Source organism: Hymenobacter sublimis (genome assembly GCF_023101345.1).
Lineage (GTDB): Bacteria > Bacteroidota > Bacteroidia > Cytophagales > Hymenobacteraceae > Hymenobacter > Hymenobacter sublimis.
The window spans coordinates 2216322-2237930 of sequence record NZ_CP095848.1 but is presented as its reverse complement, the minus strand read 5'-3'; the positions used below and the strand labels follow the sequence as shown (position 1 = coordinate 2237930).

The window sequence follows — 21609 nt, the reverse complement described above, 5'->3', positions numbered from 1 at the left end:
TACTTAAATAGATATGCTACCTCCTTCTTCATCTTCCACAGAAACCCAGATTCGGGCGGCTCTGCTGGGCCTGGCTGTCGGCGACGCCTTGGGTGTACCGGTGGAGTTTCAGAGCCGCGCGGCCCGGCGCCTCGACCCCGTCGTGCACATGCGTGCGTATGGGACCCACAACCAGCCCGCCGGTACCTGGTCTGACGACGCCTCCTTGACCTTTTGCTTGGCGGAGACTTTAGCGCACGGCTACGATTTAGGCGACCTAACTCGTCGCTTCATCAACTGGTATGAGTATGGCTATTGGACACCCCACGGCTCCGTATTTGATATCGGCATTACTACCCGCGAGGCCCTCAACCGCCTGCAATCTGTTCCCGGCTTGATTCTAGCCGGTGACACCGATGAGTACAGCAATGGCAACGGCTCGCTGATGCGGATTCTGCCACTGGCCTTTTATCAGCTGGAAACCTCCCTGGCCAGCCGCTTCGCTGCCATTTTCGATGTTTCGGCCGTCACTCACGGCCATATCCGTTCCGCCGTGGCCTGCTTTCTCTACTTGGAGATGGCCCGCTACCTGCGCGCTGGGCTTACGCCGGCCCCAGCCTACCTGCGGCTCTGTCAGGAAGCACCGGCCCAATTGCTGGCGCTAAATATTCCGGCTCGGGAGACCAGCTACTTCGAGCGCACTCTTAGCGGCCGGCTGCCTGATGCGCCCGTGTCGGCCATCAACAGCGGCGGCTACGTGCTGCACACCTTGGAGGCAGCGCTGTGGTGCCTGCTGCGCTACGAAACCTTCACCGAAACGGTGTTGGCAGCCGTTAACCTCGGCGATGATGCGGATACGACCGGGGCCGTAACCGGTGGTCTGGCTGGCCTCTGTTACGGAGAAGCCGCTATTCCTCCTGATTGGCTGCACGTGCTGGCCCGTCGCTTTGACATTGAAGATCTGGCCCACCGGATGGCGGCAAACCTGTAGGGAAGGAGCACTAGGTAATAAAGGTCCGCGTTATGCAAACTAACGCGTCTTTGAGGTGATGTAAAATCGAAAAAGCCCCAGCATCAGATGATGCTGGAGCTTTTTGCGGTCCGGACGGGACTCGAACCCGCGACCTCCGCCGTGACAGGGCGGCATTCTAACCGACTGAACTACCGAACCGTTTACCTTAACTAAAAAGCCGGGTGCTTTCCGTTATTGTGATGCAAATATAGACTGGTGTTTTGGGCTGTGCAAATAAAAAAGTGCATTAACGGTCTGTTAAAGCCCTTTTTTGAGGGTAGTGTACTGTTACTAAATGAAATAGGAGACAAAAATATTTTTCAACCTTCTGTCTTAATCATGTAAACCTAGGGCTATATCCGCAGGTATTTAGCCCGCGACAGATTTAGCCTATCAACTACAGCCGAACCAAACACCAATCTGTGTTGGGGGGTAGGATAGAAGCTTGGAGCAGTTGAAAAAGCAAAAGGCCCTTCAGATGAATCTGAAGGGCCTTCGCGGTCCGGACGGGACTCGAACCCGCGACCTCCGCCGTGACAGGGCGGCATTCTAACCGACTGAACTACCGAACCAGGTTGTTCTACTTCGCGGCCCGAGTGGCGGTGAAGTGGTGCAAAAGTAGAGGTCCGGATTGGACTGCGCAACAGTGAAAGTAAAAAAAGCTGAAAAAAACCGGCTCCGCTCGCGTTGATGGCTGTTGCTCAGGCAGAAAAAAAATCAAAGAAATCGACAGCAACCGGCAGTGCGCCGTGTCAGCCTCGTCGCTTACCTTTGCTTTCTTCTCATTCCCCCTCGTACCCTCCAAGACGTACCCTGCCGTGGCAATGCTCCTCGATTTCGAACAACCGATTGCCGCTCTCGAAGGCAAGCTCCGTGAAATGCAACAACTGGCCCTCGATAGCCAGGTGGATGTGTCGGATGCCGTGACGGCCCTCGAAGCCAAAATCAAAGCCCTCAAAAAGGAAACCTACGCCAACCTCACCCGCTGGCAGCGCGTGCAACTCTCGCGCCACCCCGACCGGCCCTATACCCTTGACTACATTGAGGGCATGACCGAGAAGTTTATTGAGCTGCACGGCGACCGGACTGTGGCCGACGATAAGGCTATGGTGGGCGGATTTGCCGATCTTGATGGCCGCTCGGTGATGTTTATTGGGCAGCAGAAGGGGCGCAATACTAAGCAGCGCCAGTTTCGTAATTTCGGCATGCCCAACCCCGAGGGCTACCGCAAGGCCTTGCGCCTGATGAAGCTGGCCGAGAAGTTCAACAAGCCCATTGTCACCCTGATTGATACGCCTGGCGCGTTTCCGGGCCTGGAGGCCGAGGAGCGGGGACAAGGCGAGGCCATTGCTCGCAACCTTAAGGAAATGTTCCTGCTGAAGGTGCCCGTTATCTGCATTGTCATCGGGGAAGGCGCTTCCGGCGGGGCCCTGGGTATTGCCATCGGCGACCGGGTGCTGATGCTGGAAAACACCTGGTACTCCGTGATTTCGCCTGAGTCGTGCAGCAGCATCCTGTGGCGCAGCTGGGACTATAAGGAGCAGGCTGCCGAGGCCCTCAAGCTCACGGCGACCGACATGCTCAAAGCTGGCCTCGTGGATGGTATCGTGAAGGAACCGCTCGGGGGCGCGCATACTGATGCCGCTACCATGATCAAAAACCTGAAGAAAACCATCCTCAAAACCCTCGACGAGCTAGAGGCTTTACCCCAGGATGAGCGCATTAGCCAGCGCATCGATAAGTTCTCGAATATGGGCGTGGTAGTAGAGTAAGCCCGTCAGAACAAAACCAGAACGACATGCTCAGCGTGCCGAAGCATTCCTACCGGTGGCTAATCAATTAAGTTAGCTGCCGTAGAGATGCTTCGGCACGCTGAGCATGTCGTTCTGTTTCCTCTATAAACCAGAATAACCGCTACATCCCACCCCTCAATCCTACCCGATGACCGTTCATACCCTTGATACCGGCTTGTTTAAACTCGATGGCGGCGCCATGTTTGGGGTAGTGCCCAAAAGCATGTGGCAAAAGTTTAATCCGGCCGACGAAAACAACATGTGCACCTGGGCCATGCGCTGCCTGCTGATTGAGGACGGTCAGCGACTGATTTTGGTGGATAACGGCATCGGCGACAAGCAGGACCAGAAGTTTCGGGGACATTTTTACTTGCACGGCGACGACACCCTGGAAAAATCCCTGCGTAAGCTCGGCTTCACCGCCCCCGACATTACCGACGTATTCCTGACCCACCTGCATTTTGACCATTGCGGAGGCTCAGTGGTGCGCACCCCGGACGATAAGCTGCACCTGGCTTTCCCCAACGCTACCTACTGGAGCAACCAAAACCATTGGGACTGGGCCGTAACGCCCAATGCCCGCGAAAAAGCTAGTTTCCTGAAGGAGAATATTTTGCCCATTCAGGAAAGTGGCCACCTGCGCTTTATCGACCCGGCAGGCGCTGTGCCGACGGAGCTGTCCTGCTTCCGGGAAATTATCTTGGCTGATGGCCACACCGAGAAGATGATGGTGCCCGTGCTACACTACAAAGGCCGCACCCTGGCGTTTATGGCCGACCTACTACCTAGCGCCGGCCACGTGCCCTTGCCCTACGTGATGGGCTACGACATGCGCCCGCTCATAACGCTGGAGGAGAAGGAGCGAGTGCTGCGCCGCGCCGCCGACGAAAACTGGGTGCTGGTACTGGAGCATGACGCTCATACCGAGTGCATCACGGTGCAGCATACTGAGAAAGGCGTGCGCGTAGCTGATACACTGAAGCTGACGGACTTATAGCCCGCGGGCCGGCGCGACTACCGGTTTTGTTGGGTCTAGCACAGCTGTAGGCATCTTTACGGCGTTAAAGGCCACCATGAATGAGATAAACCAACCACAACAGCTGGGGCTGGCGTTTTCGGGGGGAGGGGCGCGCGGCATTGCCCATTTGGGCGTGCTAGCTGCCCTAGATGAGTTGCAGCTGCCCATCGGCCACCTAGCGGGCGTATCCTCGGGAGCCATTGCCGCCACCTTCTATGCGGCCGGCGTGGCCCCCCGCGAGATATTGCGTCTGTTTCAGGAAGTGAGCCTGGGGCAGCTAACGCGCATTTCGCTGAGCCGGTATGGGCTGCTGCGCATTGACGGAATAGGGGAGCTTTTCAAGCAGCACTTAGGCCTCGATGCTACCTTCGAAAAGCTGCGTATTCCGCTGACGCTGGTAGCAACGGATATTGCCGAGGGCACCAGTGTTCGTTTCTCCCAGGGGCCCCTAATTCCGCCCTTGCTGGCTTCTTCGGCCGTGCCAGTGCTCTACCGGCCGGTAGAATACCAGGGCCGCCACCTGGTAGACGGTGGCCTACTCAACAATTTGCCTACCGACGCTTTACTTGGAATACCTGGCCTGCAGATAGTGGGCGTCCACTCCAATCCGCCCCACCGGGAGCCGCGCATTACTACCCTGCGCGGCCTGATTGAGCGGACCCTGAACCTGGCCGTGGGCGCCAACACCTTACCCAGCAAGCAGCACTGCGCTCTATTGCTGGAGCCACCGGAGCTGGGGGCCTACCGCATGACCCAGTACAAGCGCGCCCCGGAGCTATTCGATATAGGCTACCGCTACACGTTGGGCCGGGCCGCGGAGCTGCGGGCTTTGCTGCAACCCCGCTAAGTGGGGGTATGCGGCCTTCCGGTACATTTCTCTAGCTTTGACATATGGTAGCTTCCTCTCACCCGGCTACCCGTTTATTTCCGCATGACTGCACGCAAAACCTCTACTTTTTGGTACCTGTTTTCGAAGTTCTGGTTCAAGATAACCGGCTGGCGACTGGGGCCTCAGGTGCCGGCTGACACCAAAAAAAGCATGATGATTGCCGCGCCCCACACCAGCAACTGGGACTTTATGTTTGCCCGGGCCGCGTTTTTCCTGATGGATGTGGATGTGAAGCTCACCATTAAGAAGGAGTGGACCACCATTCCGGTGCTGGGAGCCCTAGTTCGTTCCCTCGGGGGCCTGGCCGTGGACCGCAGCAAGAACAACAGCCTTGTGGATGGCATGGTGCAGCTCTTTAAGGAGCGCGACGAACTGGTAATTCTCATTACCCCCGAAGGCACCCGCAAGTACCAGCCCAAATGGCGCAAGGGATTCTACCACGCCGCCGTGGGCGCCGGCGTGCCCATTTTGCTGGGCTACCTCGACTATAAAAACAAAGAAGCCGGCGTCGGACCAGCCTTCTGGCCCACTGGCGACTACGAAAAGGATCTGGAAGAAATTCAGGCTTTCTACCGCACCAAGCAGGCTCGCTTTCCTGAGCAGGGCGTGCGGTAAATTAAAAGTAGAGTTGTGAGGGGAGAAGGTGTGAACTAGTTCTGGTTACCCAAATTTTCACAACTTCGGTTTTCACCAGTTTACCTTTGGCGCATGGAAAAGCTGCAAACCCTAGCCTGGTTTCTAATTGGGCTGGCTGTCTTCATCTGGCGGATGGTGCAAAAGGCGCGCGAAACTACAGCCCGGGAGCAGCGGGAACGGCGCTATTCCCGCCCTGACCCCGCCGGCCGTCCTCGCCCGGTGGCACCGGGGCTGCCCGCCACCTCATTTGAGGAACTGTTGCGGCAGATGCAAAACCAGAACCGCTCTGACCCATCCGGGCCGGTTTCAGAAACCGATGAAACCACCCCAGCCGGCCGGGCACTACCCCGCGAAACCACGGTAGCCGCCCGTAGCCTCGAAGAAATAAATCGTCCAGCTCGCTCGCTGGAGCGAAACATTCCGGCCCGCTCCTTGGAAGCCCCGAGCCGGGAAATCCGCCGGGCAGCCGAGCTACCCCGGGCCAGGGCGCAGCAACCTCAGCAGGATTATTGGCAGCAGGAGCAAAGCCGCCGGGAAGCTCCCACTTCGCTTGCGGAGCGGTTACGTAACCCCGCCGACTTACGCACGGCCTTAGTGCTGGGCGAAATCCTGAGGCGCAAGTTTTGAGAGTGAGAATTGAACTGAACGAGGGTCCTGCCGCGGAATATATTCCGCGGCAGGACCCTCGTTCTGGTTGTTAGCGACTACCTGTTAGTCCTGGGTCAGGGCGTAGGTTACTAGGTTGGCTCCCATTTTCAGGGCAGCTTCGTGGGTAGCGGGCGTGTCCTCGGGGTAGGTGCCCAGGTCCTCCCAGCCGTTGCCTAGGTCGCACTCAAACGAGTAGTAGCACACCAGCCGGCCTTTGTAGAGCAGCCCGAAGCCCTGGGGGCGCTTGCCGTCGTGCTCGTGCACCTTGGGCAGGCCGCGCGGAAACTGAAACTTCTGGTGGTACACGGGGTGCGTGAACGGCAGCTCCACAAACTCTAGCTCGGGAAACACCTTCTTCATTTCCGGCCGGATAAACTTATCAAGCCCGTAGTTATCATCGATGTGCAAAAAGCCCCCGCCCGTAAGGTAGCGGCGCAGGTTGCGGGCTTCGGCATCGGTGAAGGATACGTTGCCGTGGCCCGTCATATGAATGAAAGGATAGGTCAGCAGCTCCGGCGAGTCTAGTTCCACGGTAGCTTCCTCCGGGTCGATGTTGGTTTTTAGGGCCTGATTACAAAAGCGAATCAGGTTGGGCAGGCTGGTTTTGTTGGCGTACCAGTCGCCGCCCCCGCCGTAGTGCAGCTTGGCAATGCGAAAGCTAGGCGCAGCTGGCGCAGTGGCCATCAGCAGTAAGGGCAGCAACAAAAGTCCTAGGAACGAGCGAATACGCATGCGGAATAGGTAGTTAAATCGACGCAGAAGGAAATACCAGGCAGCAACGCCTGCGGCTCAGGCGGAAAAAGCCTCGCCACGGAGACTACAAAAATTAGGCTACAGCAATTCCCGCACGACGTGCGCGGTGTGCAGGGCTGCCAGCGCGGCGGTTTCCGTCCGCAACCGGGAGGCGCCCAGCGTAACCGGCCGAATGCCGCGGGCAAAGGCAGCCGCTATTTCCTGCGGGGTAAAGTCGCCTTCGGGCCCTATGAGGATGCAGCAGGCGCTGCCGGTAGCGGCCACGCGGGCCAGGGGCGTCCGTTCCCCGTCCTCGAGGTGGGCAATAAACGTGGTTTCAGGTGGTGTGGTAGGCAAGAAGCGGGCAAAATCCGTTAGCTCCGTCAGGGTCGGCAGCCAGGCTTGGCCCGACTGTTTCAGGGCGCTGATGGCAATTTTCTCTAGCCGGTCCAGCTTCAGTTCCCGACGCTCAGAGCGGGCGCAACGCAGAAAGGTCAGGGTATCAACCCCAATTTCCACCGCCTTTTCCACGAACCACTCCATTCGGTCGAGGTTTTTGGTGGGCGCTACCGCTACGTGCACCTGGTAAGGGCGGCCTGGCACCAACTGCTCCCGCACTACGCGCAGGCGGCAGCGCTTGGCATCGGCCGCTTCCACCTGCGCCTCGTACACGCCCCCGCGTCCATTCACGAGCGTTACTGCGTCTCCGGCCCCGAGGCGAAGCACGCGCACCGCGTGCTTGCTTTCGTCTTCCGGCAAGGTGTAGGTAGGTAGGGTTACATCGGGGGCGTAAAACGTGTGCGGCATACGGCAAAGCTACGCCGAATCAAGCAGCCCGGCATGCGCCCGTGGGGTAGAGGCATGAGGGGCGCGGCTGTTGTGCGGCGCCCGGCAGGCTAGTCAGCCCAGGAGGAAAGGCCAAAATTTTAAGCGAGCTGCCCTGATCCTGCGCTTACTATCCGCGTACTGTAGCTAGTCACTTACCACTAAAATCGGATACCCAGGATGGCAGTTACACTCAAAAAACTCAAGGACCAGACCATCGTTATTACCGGGGCTTCCAGCGGCATTGGGCTGGTTACGGCCCGCATGGCGGCCAAAGCCGGAGCCAAGCTGGTGCTGGCGGCCCGCAGCGAATCGGCCCTGCGCCAACTGACGGAGGAAATCAACCAAGCGGGCGGCCATGCCACCTACGTGGTAACGGATATGAGCAAGCCCGAGGACGTGCAGCGCCTGGCCTACGAAGCCTCCTACACCTACGGGGGCTTCGATACCTGGATTAATAACGCCGGTGTTTCTATTTATGGCAAGCTGGAGGAGGTGCCCATTCAGGATATGCGGCAGCTGTTCGAGGTTAACTTCTGGGGCCTCGTGCACGGCTCTTTGGAAGCAGCTAAACACCTGAAGGCTAAGGGCGGCGCAATTATTAACGTCGGCAGCATCCTCTCTGACATTACGGCCATTCTGCAAACCATCTACAGCGCCAGCAAACACGCCGTAAAAGGTTTCACTGATGGTCTGCGCATGGAGCTAGAAATGGACGGAGCCCCGATTTCGGTGACCCTGATTCAGCCAGCCGCCATCGATACTCCCTACCCCGTGCACTCCAAAAACTATATGGAGCGAGAAGCCAAACACGCGCCGCCTGCCTATGCGCCCGAAACAGTGGCCCGCGCCATTCTGCACTGCGCCGCTACCCCTGAGCGCTCCGTGGTAGTAGGTGGCGGCGGCAAGGCCATGATTGGCATGGAGCGCTGGACACCTGCCCTGCTCGATAAGTTTATGGAAAAGTCATTTTCCAAGCAGGAAAAGGCCGACTACGCCCCGCGGCCTCTTCAGCAAAATGCCCTCGACCGGCCTATGGGTGCCTTGGAGGAACGTGGTAATTACCCCGGCCACACCCGCGAAACCAGTTACTACACCGAGGCCGCTACGGCGGGCAGCCCGGCTCTACGCACGGCCGTGCTGGTAGGAGCGGGGGTAGCTCTGGCTGCTTGGCTGGGTACTAAGGGCAAAAAAAACGGAAGCAACTCCAGTTCGAGCAATGCCGAGATAAAAGGTATTGCCTTCCACGACAACTAGCCGTTCCTCTTCTCATAACGCACAACACCCTGACCGCCAGCTGGCAGTCAGGGTGTTGTGCGTTATGAGAAGAGGAACGGCTAGCCCAACGTCTCGTTCAGGAGTCCAGCCAGACGGACACCCGCTTCCACAATGCGCTTCTTCATTAGATCGGCGTGGGCGGGGTAGTACTTGTAATCCACATCGGTGCCGGCGGGGGTTTCCTGGTAGAGCTTCTCCGACTCCTGGTACGACTCCCACAGCCACTGGTCGGGCGTAGAAGCTTGCAACTGCCGGATCTGCCGATTGCGCAGCTTGTGGTCATATTGCTGGGCCATTTCGGTGTACGTCAGGCCCTGGTAGTCCAGCAGGCCACTGTCCCACAGGCTGTGCAGGTTCGTGTCCTTGCCGCGGTACTTGAGTTTAATATCATTGCCGCCCTTGTCTTCGGCATGGCCCGTGTGCATGGGCTGGTGCACGTCGCCCACTATGTGCACAACAAATTTGAGTGCAGCAGCCCGTTCTTCCTTGGTCTTGTTGACATCCGCCAAAATGCGCATTTGCGCCTCCAGGGCACTGTAGGCATTAGCTGTCGTCTGTGACTTAATAGCTTGTACGTACTGATCGTGAGGTAAGCCCGAGGGCGTATTCACGTAGTGCCAGGGCGCAGTTTCTTTGAACTCGGGGTAGTAGCGTATCTCGTCGGGCCAGGTGCTAACCAGCGTCAGCGTTTCCGTGCCCAGCAGACGTTGCACTTCGCGGCGGGCTTTACGGCTAAGATGATGTTCGGCAATTTTGCCCACGGCGCGATGACCATCAACGCCCCACGCCCACAGGGTGAGCGGCGACAACAGGCAAAACAGCAGCGGAAGAAGGCGCTTACGCATACAAGTAGAAGGAAAGAAGGATGTGTAAATGCAAAAGTAGGGCGTTTGAAAAGGAATCTGGTACTATTCCGCGTAAACTTACTTCAAGTTAGAAAGCATCAAATTGCCAGACATTCTTAGCTATGCACGAGAGTTGAGACGGATTCTACAAACTTCAGTGGCTACCTCAGCTAGTCATCAACGTACTTGTTCAACGTAAAAAGCCCGGCTAACTTTTGTTAACCGGGCTTTCTAATGAGTTTAATAGCTACCTACTATACGCTTGCTGCAACTTCAGCCTTAGGTGCGCCGGCCAGAATTTCCTCATTGGCATAGTCAGCGTACTTTTTGAAGTTGGCTACAAACTTCAGGGCCAGATCAGCCGCCGTGCGGTCGTAGTCTTCCTTGTCGGCCCAAGTGTCGCGCGGGTCGAGGATTTCGGCGGGTACGCCGGGTACGGAAACCGGCATTTCCACCCCGAAAACGGGATGCTTGTGGAAGGCTACCTCGTCCAGCTCCCCGTTGAGGGCAGCCGTAATCATGGCGCGAGTGTAGCTCAGCTTCATGCGCGAGCCTACCCCGTAGGAGCCGCCCGTCCAGCCGGTGTTCACCAGCCACACGTTCACCTCATTCTCATCCATTTTCTTGCCCAGCATCTCGGCGTATTTCGTGGGGTGCAAGGGTAGGAAGACGGCGCCAAAGCAGGCTGAGAAAGTGGTCTGCGGCTCGGTAACGCCCATTTCTGTGCCCGCCACTTTGGCCGTGTAACCCGACATGAAGTGGTACATGGCGCGGCTCTTATCGAGCTTGCTGATGGGAGGCAACACCCCAAAGGCATCAGCCGTCAGGAAGAAAATGTTCTTGGGCGCATCGGCCACGGAGGGCTCAATGGCATTCGGAATGTAGTTGATGGGGTAGGCAGTGCGGGTATTTTCCGTTACCGATTTATTGGCGTAGTCTACCGTGTGAGTGCCGGGCACAAAGCGCGTATTCTCCACAATGGAGCCGAACTTAATGGCATTCCAAATTTCGGGCTCTTTCTCGGCGCTCAGGTCAATAACCTTGGCGTAGCAACCGCCTTCGAAGTTGAAAATGCCCGCGTCCGGAGTCCAGCCGTGCTCGTCGTCGCCGATGAGGCCGCGGTTAGGATCGGCCGAAAGAGTGGTTTTGCCCGTGCCCGAAAGGCCGAAGAAAATGGCCGTATCACCGTCTTTGCCCACGTTGGCCGAGCAGTGCATGGGTAGGGTTTCCCGCTCGTGGGGCAGCAAGTAGTTGAGTACTCCAAAAATGCCCTTCTTCATTTCGCCAGCGTAGCCGGTACCACCAATCAGAATCATCTTCTTGGTGAAGTTCAGAATAGCGAAGTTTTTCTGGCGGGTACCATCTACTGCCGGGTCGGCCTCGAAGCCAGGAGCACAGATAATGCTGAAATCCGGGGTCCAGCTAGTGTCAGCTCCCTCAGCAGGGCGCAGGAACATGTTGTAGCAGAACAGGTTGTGCCAAGCCAGCTCGTTTACTACCCGCAGCTTCAGCTCGTAGGTTGGGTTGGCGCCGGCGTAGGCGTCACGCACATAAATCTCCTTATCTTCCAGATACTGCACCATCTTCTGGTGCAGTTGATCGAACTTGTCGGCCTCGAAGGGGATGTTGATGTCGCCCCACCATACGCTGTCCTGGGTGTTGGCATCGCGCACTACAAACCGGTCCTTGGGGGAGCGGCCTGTGAAGGCGCCGGTATCGGCCATCAGGGCGCCGGTGTCGGTAAGGGTGCCTTCGCCCCGGCGCAGGGCTTCCTCCACCAGTTCAGCGGGGGTGAGATTGAGGTGAACCTGGGTGGCGCGGGAAATGCCCAGGGGGGTGAGGCGGGCGTTGGCGGCGGAGTCCATCATAGGGCCGAAAACGGGGGTTGGGTGGGTGGGAAATTGGGGGAATTAAAGAACAAAAATAGACAAAAACCCGACTGGAGCACTGTTTTTACTGAAAAAAGAGCGAAAATTCGCTACTGGCGCAGGTTAGCCGGGCGTTGCTTTTGGCCTAACGAGCGTTAGTACGTCAGGGTTAATAATCTTTTGTAGCTTTACCAACCTGCCCTGCGGTTGCAGCCGCGGGTGTTTCCTCCTCACTTCTTTTCCTTCACCTTTCATGCAAACGACCTCTGCTGTGCAGGACCAGCCCATGCAGGCTGCCCAAACCAGCCACCCGAAGGGCCTCTACGTGCTCTTCGCCACCGAAATGTGGGAGCGGTTTAGCTACTACGGTATGCGGGCCCTGTTGTCGCTGTACATGCTCAAGGCCCTCCTGATGAACAAGGAGATGTCGTCGCTTATTTACGGCAACTATACTTCGCTGGTGTACCTGACGCCGCTGCTAGGAGGCTACATGGCCGACCGTTACTGGGGCAACCGCCGCTCCATTCTGGTAGGAGGCTTGCTGATGGCGGCCGGGCAGTTCAGTTTGTTTTTCTCGGCTTCGCTGTACTCCGCTGGCCAGACGGAGGTGCCTTCGGCGCAGTTGCTGCTGTTCTTTCTGGGACTGGGGTGCCTGATCTTCGGCAACGGCTTCTTCAAGCCCAACATTTCCTCTATGGTCGGCTCGCTCTACCCCAAAGGCGACTCGCGCATTGATGCGGCTTACACCATTTTCTACATGGGCATTAACCTGGGGGCGTTCTTCTCGCCCTTAGTGTGCGGTACGCTCGGCGACACGGGCAACCCGGCTGACTTCAAGTGGGGCTTTTTGGCGGCCGGTATTGGCATGCTTATCGGTAGCCTCACGTTTGAGTTGTTGAAAAATAAGTACGTAGTAACGGCCGAGGGTACGCCCCTGGGCGCCCGGCCCGAGCGCACCGTGGAGCACTCGCCCGTGGTGCCTACCCAAACCGACGCCCCGGTACGCACTGAAACCATTGCTCAGCCTACCAAAAGCTTCGCCAGTAAGCTGCCCATGCTTATTGGCTTGTTTGCCGTGGTGTACGCCGCCATTGCCTGGCTGATGGACCGTGACTGGATTGGCGCTCTGGTATTCTCAGCCATGATAGTGGCTCCCGTTACCATCCTGACTGACCCCACGCTTACCGCCCGCGAAAAGCAGAAAATCTACGTGATTTTCATCCTTAGCTTCTTCGTAATCTTCTTCTGGGGCACGTTTGAGCAGGCTGGTGCCTCGCTCACGTTCTTCGCCGATGAGCAAACCGACCGGACCTTTGGCTCTACGGTCGTGCCAGCTTCCTACTTCCAGTCGGCTAACGCCTTGTTCATCATCATCTTTGCCCCCATTTTCGCCGTGCTCTGGACGTGGCTGGGCAAGCGGCGCCTGGAGCCTTCTTCGCCCCTGAAAATGGCTATTAGCCTGATGCTGATGGCGGTGGGCTACCTCATTATTGCTTTTGGGGTACGCGGGGTAGATGCCAGCACTAAAGTGAGCATGTTCTGGCTGATTACCATGTATATGGTGCACACCTTCGCCGAACTGTGCCTTTCGCCCATCGGGCTGGCACTGGTGAATAAGCTGGCTCCGGCCCGCTTTGCTTCCCTGCTCATGGCTGTGTGGTTCCTGGCTACGGCTGCTGGCAACAAGCTGGCCGGCGTACTGTCGGGCCTGTATCCTCCCGGCCCCGGCGAGTTTGCCAAGGCCGCCAAGGAAGGCATCAATCTGCCCAACATCCTGAACGGTACTACCCAGGCCACGGCCGATGTACTGACCAAGCTCAATACCCTGGAGCTAACTGCTCACTGGCCCACGTTCCTGGGCTTCCAGATTACCAGCCTCTACGACTTCTTCATGATTTTCGTGGGGTTGTCGGCCGTAGCTTCCCTCATTCTGTTTGTTATCTACAAGCGTCTTTTCACCATGATGCAGGAGCCGGCAACAGTTTAGTGCCACTCAGTAACTAAATTCAAAAACGCCCCCGGCAGCTTTTGCCGGGGGCGTTTTTGTGAGTAGGCTCCTACCTCGTGGGTGTTGATCAATACTCTGCGCATCACATCTGTCCGCTGCTTGATGGCTTTAGCGTGCATCGAATTGGCTTTGATAAGACTTGTTTGAGAAGTGAGTCTATGCCTGGTATCCCTAGGTAAATAGAAAGCCCCGCCGGATTTAAGTCCAGCGGGGCGTTTTTACGTGGTCAGCGAAGCTGGCCGGGAGCTGATTACATCATGCCGCCCATGCCACCCATGGCGTTACCGGGAACACCGGCTCCACCTTTGTCATCTTCCGGCTCGTCCGAAATCACGCATTCCGTGGTCAGGAGCAGGCCGGCAATAGAAGCGGCATTCTCCAGGGCCAGGCGCGTAACCTTGGTCGGGTCGAGGATACCAGCGGCCATCAGGTTTTCGTAACGGTCTTCGCGGGCGTTGTAGCCGAAGTCGGCCTGACCCTCGCGTACCTTCTGTACTACTACCGAGCCTTCGCCACCGGCGTTGGCCACGATAGTGCGCAGGGGAGCCTCAATGGCCGTGCGAATGATGTTTACACCAGTGCGCTCATCGCCATTCAGGGTATCTACGCCTTCCAAAGCATCCAAGGCACGTACCAGGGCTACACCACCGCCGGGCACTACGCCTTCCTCAACGGCGGCGCGGGTAGCGTGCAGAGCATCATCAACACGGTCTTTCTTCTCCTTCATTTCTACTTCAGTGGAAGCACCGATGTAGAGGATGGCAACACCGCCCGACAGTTTAGCCAGACGCTCCTGCAGCTTCTCCTTATCGTAATCAGAAGTTGTCGTGCCGATCTGGGCTTTGATTTCGTTTACGCGGCTAGTGATACCATCTTTCTCGCCACGGCCGTTCACGATGGTCGTGTTGTCTTTGTCGATGATAACTTTCTCAGCCTGACCGAGGTACTCCAGGGTAGCGCTGTCCAGCTTGTAGCCGCGCTCCTCCGAAATAACCGTACCGCCCGTTAGCACGGCAATGTCTTCCAGCATGGCCTTCCGACGGTCACCGAAGCCGGGAGCTTTCACGGCAGCAATTTTCAGCGAGCCGCGCAGTTTGTTTACTACCAGGGTAGCCAAGGCTTCGCCGTCTACATCTTCCGAGATGATAACCAGGGGCTTACCCGTCTGCACAACCTGCTCCAGTACGGGCAGCAGCTCCTTCATAGTGCTCACCTTCTTGTCGTAGATGAGGATGTAGGGGTTGTCGAACTCCGCCTCCATTTTCTCCGGGTTGGTCACGAAGTAGGGGGAGAGGTAGCCCCGGTCGAACTGCATGCCTTCTACCGTTTTCACTTCGGTTTCGGTACCACGCGCTTCTTCCACCGTGATAACGCCTTCCTTGCCTACTTTGTCCATGGCGTCGGCAATCATTTTGCCGATTTCCATGTCGTTGTTGGCCGAAATAGCGCCTACTTGGGCAATTTCCGACGAATTTTCAATCTTCTTGGATTGCGCTTTCAGGTTGGCAACCACAGCCAGCACGGCCTTGTCGATGCCGCGCTTCAGGTCCATGGGGTTAGCACCAGCAGCCACGTTCTTCGAGCCAGCGGCATAGATGGCCTGAGCCAGTACCGTAGCAGTAGTCGTGCCGTCACCGGCTTGGTCAGCGGTTTTGGAAGCTACTTCCTTTACCAGCTGGGCGCCCATGTTTTCAACGGGGTCAGCCAGCTCGATTTCTTTGGCTACCGTCACCCCGTCTTTGGTGATGCTGGGAGCACCGAATTTCTTGTCGATAACCACGTTGCGGCCCTTAGGGCCCAGGGTTACCTTTACTGCGTTTGCTAGTTTGTCAACGCCGCGCTTCAGTTTGTCGCGGCCTTCGGTATCGAATTGGATGTTCTTAGCCATCTTGGTTTCGGATGTTTGGAATCAGGGAGGAAGGAAAAGCTTACAGTACGGCGAAGATGTCCGACTCCTTCATGATGAGGTAGTCCTGACCATCCACGGTGATTTCGGTGCCGGCGTATTTGCCGTACAGCACTTGGTCACCAGCTTGTACCTGAGGCTTGATAGTGGTTCCGTTGTCGGCCACCTTGCCTTCGCCTACGGCAACTACTTCGCCACGCTGGGGTTTCTCCTTGGCCGTGTCGGGGATGATAATACCCGATTTGGTTTTCTCCTCGGCAGCGGCGGGCGCGATGATAACGCGGTCAGCCAGCGGTTTGATGCTAAGCGACATATTGTACGTTTTGGTTAAAAGGTTTACTTGAAGTAAGACGGTGAGCCCGGTGCTGCACTTCTTGTGCCAGCCTGTCGTAACCTGACAGAATGAACGATTTAGGCCTTGTTTCGGTCAGGTTTGCACGCACAGGGTGTCAGAGCTGACAAAAAAGTTCCCTGTTCGTTCACTCCCGCGCCGCTGTACGCTACGCATGGGCCAGGGTTGGAAATAGACAGGTAGAAAATTCGGGGCTATGGGGGCTAGTGTGCTTCCATTCAGGAAATTGTCAGCAAACAAAAAGCCGGCGACTCTGGAAGGAGCCGCCGGCTTTTTGTTTGCTGACAGGTTATGCTACTGAGCTGGGGTAGGCTGCGTCGCGGGAGCAGTGGCCGGCGCGGTCGGGGCACCAGCGGGGGCTGCAGCACCAGGAGTGCCAGGAGCGCCCGCACCTGGACCAACCGGTGCTGATGTAGCTGGAATGCGTGTTTCCAGGGCTTTTTGCTGGTTTACGCTCCGGGCCGGACCAGCTTCGGAAGCACCGCCGATAACGTGGGTGCCCAGGCTCAGAATCATCAATCCAATGGCAAACCCCCAGGTCAGCTTTTCCAGCAAGTCACCGGTGCGTTTTACTCCCATGAGTTGGGCAGCACCACCAGCTCCAAACTGGCTGGAAATTCCGCCCCCTTTGGGGTTTTGAGCCAGCACCACGAGGGCCAGCAGCAGGCAAACAAGAAGAATCAGGGCAATAAGAGCGTAGTACATCTACTCCGAAGGTTGTTGCAGTTGTTGAATTTGCTCGGCAAAGTACGCCTTTTTTTCCGGCTGCCGTTCCATCAGGCGTTCATATATTTCAATGGCCTTATCCTTTTTGCCCTGCCGAACCATGATTTTGGCCAGGCTTTCAGAAGCCAGCGCCGGCGCCGGACTCGTACTGCGGACGGATAAGTCCATCTGTTCCTCGGCCGGTAGGGGGACGCCCGCCGGGGTTTTGATGCGGGGCTGCGTTTTCAGGAACCGATTAATCAGGTCCAGGGAAGAAGCGGAGGGTTTGGGCTGGTGCTGCTTCAGATGAGCCAGCAATAAGGCATCAGGCTCAAAAAACGCATCTAACGGTAAGTCAAGCGTATAGCCATCGTGGGCTTGCAGGTCGTAGCCCAGGCGGCTCCCCGCGCCTAGTGCATATCCCAGGTCCTCGTCGGCGCGGAAGGGCGCGGTAACCACGGGGGGCGCCGCAGCAAAAGCCGCCAGGGTTGGCAGTTCCGGCTCTTCGTCAGCTTCCTCATCCAGCTCGGGCAAGCGGTACCCAGAAGGGGCTGGTAGCTCCGGCTCAATAAGGCCAAACTCAAAGCGGGAAATCCCGGCTTCTACCGGCGGCCGAATGGGAGGCGCCACGGCCGGTAGTAAGCCGTCGGGAGAAGGTGTATCGTTTTCGGCTATAACTTCTTGCTCCGGTTCCGCCTCAAAACCAATGCTTCTGGACTCAGAAGAATTCTCAGCCTCGTCCGTTGCAGCAGGTGCCTTGGGGGTAGTTACAGGCGCGTCTGCTACGAAAGCTGAATTTTCTCCCTCCGATAGGACTGGAGTAGGCGCCAAATAAGAATCATCATCTACTAGCGAATCGGATTCTTTAGTAAGTTCTTCTTCGCCAGAAACTTCGCTGTAGACGCTTTGAGTTTCTGGCTCGTCAATTAACTCAGCATTTTGCTCCGGCGCGCTCCGCTCCTCTGTCTGAATAACTGCTACCTCGCCTCCGCTCTGAGCATCTGAGCTCGGCAAAATATCAGCACTGATACTGGCGGGGTCATCCTGCGTTGGCCTGTCTTGGGTGCTATCCTCGGTAGGGGTAAGCTGAGAAGTAACTAGCAAGGCCTCTGCCTGCACCTCGGCGGGAATATCTGCCGTTACGGCGGCTACGGCCGTTGTGCTGACGCTGGGCGCCACGGAATCCGGCACGGGCGCCGGGGCTGCAGCGGCGGGCTGCTCCAGCAATTGCCGCAGCAGTTCCCGGTCGGCGGCGTAGGTAGCCGCCCGACGCAAACGCTGGTTGGCCAGCATGCTGCCCCGGTCGTGGGCCGCCTTGGCCAGCAGCACATGCGCCGTTTGGCAGTACGGAAACGTGGCCGCCAACTGCTCCAGCTCCCGGACTTCGGTATCCGAAATCCCGTTAACGTGGTCCAGAATGTGCAGTAGCGACGCGCGGGTCATAGCAGGAAAAAGACTAAAGAGTGAAGCCAGGCGGAAAAGTCGAAGCTCTTTTGGCGTCAGCTAACGGGTAGCCAGGGGCCAAGTCGCCCGTAAACCGGGCTGCAAAGGTGCGCCAATTTCAACAGAAACCTACTTCCCGCCCTCGGCGCTGGCTGGGGAAGATACCCTGCGGGTGCGGGCTTACCAGTTGGCTACCGATTTGTTGAAGGCATCAGTAATAATGTTGCGGAACAGGAGCCGCAGGGCCGCTGGGTCGTTGTTGATGCTGGTGATGTCGCGGGTGGCGGGGAAGGGGTTCGTTGTTTGCAGGGTTTCCTCGAAGTCCTGCTTGGGGTCCTTGGTATTGGTGAATTTCACCCGCACCTGAATGGTGAGCTGGTTGGCACCTGCCAAGTCTTGGCCGTTCTGCTGCTGAATAGCAGCGGGGGCAAAATCATAGGCAATTATCTGACCCTCAAACTGCAAGTCGCCGTCGCGCGGCACCAGCTTAAGCGTGGTGTTCCGCTGAAAGTAATCCTTGAAGTCCTCAGTGAACCGCTGGGGTAGGAAGGACGGCCCGTTGTTCGAGTTGTTGGCGAACGTCGCAATGGAAATCGTCTCGACGTTCGGGTCGATAGAGGTGCCATTGAACGAGTATACCCCGCAGCCGCTCAGCAGGGGCAGCAGGAGCAGAATCACCATTCCTGCTACCCAATTACGCTTGTTCCAGATCATATTGTTTGAGTTTGCGGTAGAGTGTGCGCTCGGAAATGCCCAAGTCGTGGGCGGCGTATTTGCGTTTGTTGTTGTGCTTTTTCAGGGCCTTGATAATCATTTCCTTTTCCTTAGCCTCCAGACTCAACGTTTCTTCCTCCGTTTCATGCGGAATATCCTCTACTCGTTGCGCTTCTTCCTCATAGTCAGCTGAGTCGTCCACTGTCAGGTCGCGCGAGTGGAGGATGTATTCGTTGCCTCCCGTGTCGGGGGAAGGCTGGCGCAACGGGCGGGCCGCAGCGCCTCCCTCGTAGGGCGCCACGTTCACGCTCGAGAACAGGTGACTGTTTTGGCGCAGCAGCTCCTGGGCCTCGTGGGGCCGGCCACCGCCGGCCAGGTCCAAGACCAGCTTCTTCAGGTCCGTCATGTCGCGGCGCATGTCAAAGAGGACCTTGTAGAGCAGGTCCCGCTCCGAGTAGGCGTTGCCGGCCCCGTCGGTGGCGGAGCCGGCCGCGTGCACTAGCATGGGCAGGCGGCTGCTTTGGTCGGCGGGCAGGTAGGTGCGCAAGCGGCGCGCATCCACTTCCCGCTCCGTCTCTAGCACCGACATCTGCTCGGCCACGTTCTTAAGCTGGCGAATGTTGCCGGGAAAGCGGAAGCGCTGCAATTCCTGCACGGCATCCGGGGTAAGATTGATCGGCTTTACCCGGTAACGATCAGCAAAGTCGGTAGCAAACTTTCTGAATAATAGATAGATATCATCGCCTCGTTCACGCAATGGTGGAACCGTGATGGGCACGGTGTTGAGGCGGTAGTACAGGTCCTCGCGGAAGCGGCCTTCGCGCACGGCATCCAGCAAATTCACGTTGGTAGCAGCCACTACCCGCACATCGGTCTTCTGTACTTTCGAGGAGCCCACCCGAATAAACTCCCCGTTTTCTAGCACCCGTAGCAGGCGGGCCTGGGTGCCCAGGGGCATTTCCCCAATTTCGTCGAGGAAAATGGTGCCACCGTTGGTTACCTCAAAGTAGCCTTTGCGGGCTTCCTGCGCCCCCGTAAATGAGCCCTTTTCGTGGCCAAACAGCTCAGAGTCAATGGTGCCCTCGGGAATAGCGCCGCAGTTGATGGCAATGAACTGCCCGTGCTTGCGCGGGGAAAGGGCGTGGATAATCTTTGAAAAGGACTCCTTGCCCGAGCCGCTTTCCCCAGTGATGAGCACCGTCATATCCGTAGGAGCAACCTGCGCGGCTACCTGGATAGCGTAATTCAGCGAAGGGGCATTACCAATAATGCCAAAGCGCTGCTTGATGGATTGTATTTCGGAAGGAGTCAAGGTCGAGGAGGGGTGTTCGTGGGGAAGACGAAAAGCGGCGCAGTTTATTTTGGAGAGGGCAGAACAAATAGCATCCTGAGCATGGCTGGGCACAGTTCGGTTCGCCGGCCAGCCGTACCGTAGTAACCGCAGGCCGGCAAGGAAGGCCCGGCGTTACGCCCAGGACGTCAGAATGTTATACCGCCTCGCCCAGCAGCGTATTGGTCGTGGATTCGTGCACGAGCACGTTCACGTAGTCGCCCTTCTTGTAGTGCTTCTTGGGGAAGATAACCACTTGGTTCTGGCTGTTGCGGCCGCTTAGGTGCTCCTGGCTGCGCTTGGAGAAGTTCTCGACCAGCACTTGGTGCACTTTGCCTACCCCGCGCAGGTTGCGCTGGCGGCTGTGCTGCTGCTGCAGGGCAATGACCTCGGCCAGGCGGCGCTTTTTCACCTCCAGCGGCACATCATCTTCCAGCTTGCGGGCGGCCAGGGTACCGGGGCGCTCGGAGTAAAAGAACATGTAAGCCATGTCATATTTCACGTACTCCATTAAACTCAGCGTATCCTGGTGCTCTGCTTCAGTTTCGGAGCAGAAGCCCGAAATCATGTCGGTGCTGATGGCGCAGTCCTCGCCCAGAATCCGGCGGATGGCCTGCACCCGATCCTCGTACCACGGCCGGTCGTAGGTGCGGTTCATCAGCTTGAGCACCCGCGAGTTACCGCTCTGGGCCGGCAGGTGAATGTACTTGCAGATGTTCTCGTGACGGGCCATGGTGTAGAGCACCTCGTCGGTAATGTCCTTGGGGTGGGAGGTAGAGAAGCGCACCCGCAGCTCGGGGCTTACCAGGGCCACGCGCTCCAGTAGCTGAGCAAAGTTCACGTGCTCCAGACCATCCTCAGAAGCCCACTTGTAGGAGTCTACGTTCTGACCCAATAGGGTAACTTCCTTGTAGCCCTGGGCCACCAGGTCGCGGGCTTCCTGCACGATGCTGTGGGCGTCGCGGCTCCGCTCCCGGCCCCGGGTGAAGGGCACCACGCAAAAGGAGCACATGTTGTCGCAGCCGCGCATGATGCTGATAAAGGCCGTAATGCCGTTGCTGTTCAGGCGCACCGGGGTAATGTCGGCGTAGGTTTCTTCCCGACTCAGCAGCACGTTCACGGCTTTCTGGCCGCCGTCCACCTGCTGAATCAGCTGGGGCAGGTCGCGGTAGGCATCGGGACCGACAACGAGGTCCACTAGCTTTTCCTCTTCCAAAAACTTGCTTTTCAGCCGCTCCGCCATGCAGCCCAGCACGCCTACCAGCAGGCCGGGGTTACGCTTTTTATGGCCATTAATCTGGGACAGGCGCATGCGCACGGTCTGCTCAGCTTTTTCCCGGATGGAGCAAGTGTTCAGCAGCACCAAGTCAGCCCCTTCCAACTCCTCTGTGGTATCGAAGCCCTGCTCAAACAGGATGCTAGACACAATTTCGGAATCGGAGAAGTTCATCTGGCAGCCGTAGCTTTCGATATAAAGCTTGCGGGTGCGACCCGTGCGGGTGGCCGGATTCACGCGCACTTCGCCCGAGGGCTCGTGGGCATGAGTAGCCGCGTCTACGGCAGGCACGGGCAGGGCGGGGGTATCGAGAAAATCGAGGGTAATCAGCGGTTGGGACATGAGAAAGGCC

General features: G+C 57.5%; 19 protein-coding genes and 2 tRNA genes. 8 read left to right on the top strand and 13 right to left on the bottom strand.

The features are described 5' to 3' along the window. Nucleotides 1-13 precede the first annotated feature (13 nt). Nucleotides 14-970, top strand: a complete 957-nt coding sequence (locus MWH26_RS09425) for an ADP-ribosylglycohydrolase family protein (RefSeq protein WP_247977010.1) — start codon at nucleotides 14-16, stop codon at nucleotides 968-970. A 106-nt stretch (nucleotides 971-1076) separates the two neighbouring features. Here MWH26_RS09425 and MWH26_RS09420 read toward each other — a convergent pair. Then, nucleotides 1077-1150 (bottom strand) — tRNA-Asp (locus MWH26_RS09420). A 339-nt stretch (nucleotides 1151-1489) separates the two neighbouring features. Next, nucleotides 1490-1563, bottom strand: a tRNA-Asp gene (locus tag MWH26_RS09415). Nucleotides 1564-1815: 252 nt separating this feature from the next. Between MWH26_RS09415 and MWH26_RS09410 the strand changes: the two genes are divergently transcribed. The 5 genes from MWH26_RS09410 (at nucleotide 1816) to MWH26_RS09390 (ending at nucleotide 5954) form a co-directional block, all read left to right on the top strand. Further along, nucleotides 1816-2763, top strand: a complete 948-nt coding sequence (locus tag MWH26_RS09410; protein WP_247977009.1) for an acetyl-CoA carboxylase carboxyltransferase subunit alpha — start codon at nucleotides 1816-1818, stop codon at nucleotides 2761-2763. A 169-nt stretch (nucleotides 2764-2932) separates the two neighbouring features. Further along, a complete protein-coding gene (locus MWH26_RS09405) occupies nucleotides 2933-3781 on the top strand; it encodes an MBL fold metallo-hydrolase (RefSeq protein ID WP_247977008.1) in 849 nt (282 codons plus the stop codon). Nucleotides 3782-3857: 76 nt separating this feature from the next. Next, a complete protein-coding gene (locus MWH26_RS09400; protein ID WP_247977007.1) occupies nucleotides 3858-4649 on the top strand; it encodes a patatin-like phospholipase family protein in 792 nt (263 codons plus the stop codon). 84 nt (nucleotides 4650-4733) lie between these two features. Further along, entirely contained in the window at nucleotides 4734-5306 is a 573-nt protein-coding gene (locus tag MWH26_RS09395; RefSeq protein WP_247977006.1) for a 1-acyl-sn-glycerol-3-phosphate acyltransferase, read from the top strand. A 93-nt stretch (nucleotides 5307-5399) separates the two neighbouring features. Next, nucleotides 5400-5954: a hypothetical protein gene (locus MWH26_RS09390; RefSeq protein WP_247977005.1), complete on the top strand. Its 555-nt coding sequence runs from the start codon at nucleotides 5400-5402 to the stop codon at nucleotides 5952-5954. A gap of 84 nt (nucleotides 5955-6038) precedes the next feature. Here the strand turns inward: MWH26_RS09390 and MWH26_RS09385 are convergent, their stop codons facing one another. Continuing rightward, nucleotides 6039-6707, bottom strand: coding sequence for a DUF4159 domain-containing protein (locus tag MWH26_RS09385; RefSeq protein ID WP_375374041.1), 669 nt, complete (start codon nucleotides 6705-6707; stop codon nucleotides 6039-6041). A gap of 99 nt (nucleotides 6708-6806) precedes the next feature. Continuing rightward, nucleotides 6807-7514: a 16S rRNA (uracil(1498)-N(3))-methyltransferase gene (locus MWH26_RS09380; protein WP_247977004.1), complete on the bottom strand. Its 708-nt coding sequence runs from the start codon at nucleotides 7512-7514 to the stop codon at nucleotides 6807-6809. A 198-nt stretch (nucleotides 7515-7712) separates the two neighbouring features. Here MWH26_RS09380 and MWH26_RS09375 point away from each other — a divergent pair, with 198 nt between their 5' ends. Beyond that, nucleotides 7713-8789 (top strand): SDR family oxidoreductase, encoded by a 1077-nt coding sequence (locus tag MWH26_RS09375; protein ID WP_247977003.1) that lies wholly within the window; start codon nucleotides 7713-7715, stop codon nucleotides 8787-8789. Nucleotides 8790-8869: 80 nt separating this feature from the next. On the opposite strand, the gene MWH26_RS09370 is transcribed toward MWH26_RS09375, so the two are convergent. After that, nucleotides 8870-9655, bottom strand: a complete 786-nt coding sequence (locus MWH26_RS09370) for a S1/P1 nuclease (RefSeq protein WP_244696347.1) — start codon at nucleotides 9653-9655, stop codon at nucleotides 8870-8872. A gap of 254 nt (nucleotides 9656-9909) precedes the next feature. Next, complete coding sequence (gene pckA / locus MWH26_RS09365) at nucleotides 9910-11523, bottom strand: phosphoenolpyruvate carboxykinase (ATP) (RefSeq protein WP_247977002.1); 1614 nt, start codon at nucleotides 11521-11523, stop codon at nucleotides 9910-9912. A 253-nt stretch (nucleotides 11524-11776) separates the two neighbouring features. Here pckA and MWH26_RS09360 point away from each other — a divergent pair, with 253 nt between their 5' ends. After that, on the top strand, nucleotides 11777-13510 hold the full coding sequence (locus MWH26_RS09360; protein ID WP_247977001.1) for a peptide MFS transporter: 1734 nt from the start codon (nucleotides 11777-11779) through the stop codon (nucleotides 13508-13510). A gap of 271 nt (nucleotides 13511-13781) precedes the next feature. Here the strand turns inward: MWH26_RS09360 and groL are convergent, their stop codons facing one another. From groL to miaB, 7 genes are all read right to left on the bottom strand, one after another. Continuing rightward, nucleotides 13782-15419, bottom strand: coding sequence for a chaperonin GroEL (groL, locus tag MWH26_RS09355; RefSeq protein ID WP_244696345.1), 1638 nt, complete (start codon nucleotides 15417-15419; stop codon nucleotides 13782-13784). Between the two features lie 40 nt (nucleotides 15420-15459). Then, nucleotides 15460-15750 carry a co-chaperone GroES gene (gene groES / locus MWH26_RS09350; protein ID WP_188558960.1) on the bottom strand — a complete coding sequence of 97 codons (291 nt, stop codon included), beginning with the start codon at nucleotides 15748-15750 and terminating at the stop codon, nucleotides 15460-15462. A 333-nt stretch (nucleotides 15751-16083) separates the two neighbouring features. Then, nucleotides 16084-16494 (bottom strand): preprotein translocase subunit SecG, encoded by a 411-nt coding sequence (gene secG, locus MWH26_RS09345; RefSeq protein ID WP_247977000.1) that lies wholly within the window; start codon nucleotides 16492-16494, stop codon nucleotides 16084-16086. Further along, entirely contained in the window at nucleotides 16495-17937 is a 1443-nt protein-coding gene (locus MWH26_RS09340) for a DUF8458 domain-containing protein (protein ID WP_244696342.1), read from the bottom strand. A 180-nt stretch (nucleotides 17938-18117) separates the two neighbouring features. Then, a complete protein-coding gene (locus MWH26_RS09335) occupies nucleotides 18118-18651 on the bottom strand; it encodes an LptE family protein (RefSeq protein ID WP_244696341.1) in 534 nt (177 codons plus the stop codon). Further along, nucleotides 18632-19963: a sigma-54 interaction domain-containing protein gene (locus MWH26_RS09330; protein ID WP_244696340.1), complete on the bottom strand. Its 1332-nt coding sequence runs from the start codon at nucleotides 19961-19963 to the stop codon at nucleotides 18632-18634. Before MWH26_RS09330 ends, MWH26_RS09335 begins: the two co-directional genes overlap by 20 nt. Before the next feature lie 175 nt (nucleotides 19964-20138). Continuing rightward, nucleotides 20139-21599, bottom strand: a complete 1461-nt coding sequence (miaB, locus tag MWH26_RS09325) for a tRNA (N6-isopentenyl adenosine(37)-C2)-methylthiotransferase MiaB (protein WP_247976999.1) — start codon at nucleotides 21597-21599, stop codon at nucleotides 20139-20141. Nucleotides 21600-21609: the final 10 nt, after the last annotated feature.

What these genes read in the sequence shown, in the direction of transcription:
- groES (WP_188558960.1), bottom strand. Translation starts at nt 15,750, where the DNA reads ATGTCGCTTAGCATCAAACCGCTGGCTGACCGCGTTATCATCGCGCCC.
- MWH26_RS09370 (WP_244696347.1), bottom strand. Translation starts at nt 9,655, where the DNA reads ATGCGTAAGCGCCTTCTTCCGCTGCTGTTTTGCCTGTTGTCGCCGCTC.
- MWH26_RS09340 (WP_244696342.1), bottom strand. Translation starts at nt 17,937, where the DNA reads ATGACCCGCGCGTCGCTACTGCACATTCTGGACCACGTTAACGGGATT.
- groL (WP_244696345.1), bottom strand. Translation starts at nt 15,419, where the DNA reads ATGGCTAAGAACATCCAATTCGATACCGAAGGCCGCGACAAACTGAAG.
- MWH26_RS09375 (WP_247977003.1), top strand. Translation starts at nt 7,713, where the DNA reads ATGGCAGTTACACTCAAAAAACTCAAGGACCAGACCATCGTTATTACC.
- MWH26_RS09335 (WP_244696341.1), bottom strand. Translation starts at nt 18,651, where the DNA reads ATGATCTGGAACAAGCGTAATTGGGTAGCAGGAATGGTGATTCTGCTC.
- pckA (WP_247977002.1), bottom strand. Translation starts at nt 11,523, where the DNA reads ATGATGGACTCCGCCGCCAACGCCCGCCTCACCCCCCTGGGCATTTCC.
- MWH26_RS09405 (WP_247977008.1), top strand. Translation starts at nt 2,933, where the DNA reads ATGACCGTTCATACCCTTGATACCGGCTTGTTTAAACTCGATGGCGGC.
- MWH26_RS09400 (WP_247977007.1), top strand. Translation starts at nt 3,858, where the DNA reads ATGAATGAGATAAACCAACCACAACAGCTGGGGCTGGCGTTTTCGGGG.
- MWH26_RS09395 (WP_247977006.1), top strand. Translation starts at nt 4,734, where the DNA reads ATGACTGCACGCAAAACCTCTACTTTTTGGTACCTGTTTTCGAAGTTC.
- MWH26_RS09360 (WP_247977001.1), top strand. Translation starts at nt 11,777, where the DNA reads ATGCAAACGACCTCTGCTGTGCAGGACCAGCCCATGCAGGCTGCCCAA.
- MWH26_RS09425 (WP_247977010.1), top strand. Translation starts at nt 14, where the DNA reads ATGCTACCTCCTTCTTCATCTTCCACAGAAACCCAGATTCGGGCGGCT.
- MWH26_RS09380 (WP_247977004.1), bottom strand. Translation starts at nt 7,514, where the DNA reads ATGCCGCACACGTTTTACGCCCCCGATGTAACCCTACCTACCTACACC.
- MWH26_RS09390 (WP_247977005.1), top strand. Translation starts at nt 5,400, where the DNA reads ATGGAAAAGCTGCAAACCCTAGCCTGGTTTCTAATTGGGCTGGCTGTC.
- MWH26_RS09410 (WP_247977009.1), top strand. Translation starts at nt 1,816, where the DNA reads ATGCTCCTCGATTTCGAACAACCGATTGCCGCTCTCGAAGGCAAGCTC.
- miaB (WP_247976999.1), bottom strand. Translation starts at nt 21,599, where the DNA reads ATGTCCCAACCGCTGATTACCCTCGATTTTCTCGATACCCCCGCCCTG.
- MWH26_RS09385 (WP_375374041.1), bottom strand. Translation starts at nt 6,707, where the DNA reads ATGCGTATTCGCTCGTTCCTAGGACTTTTGTTGCTGCCCTTACTGCTG.
- secG (WP_247977000.1), bottom strand. Translation starts at nt 16,494, where the DNA reads ATGTACTACGCTCTTATTGCCCTGATTCTTCTTGTTTGCCTGCTGCTG.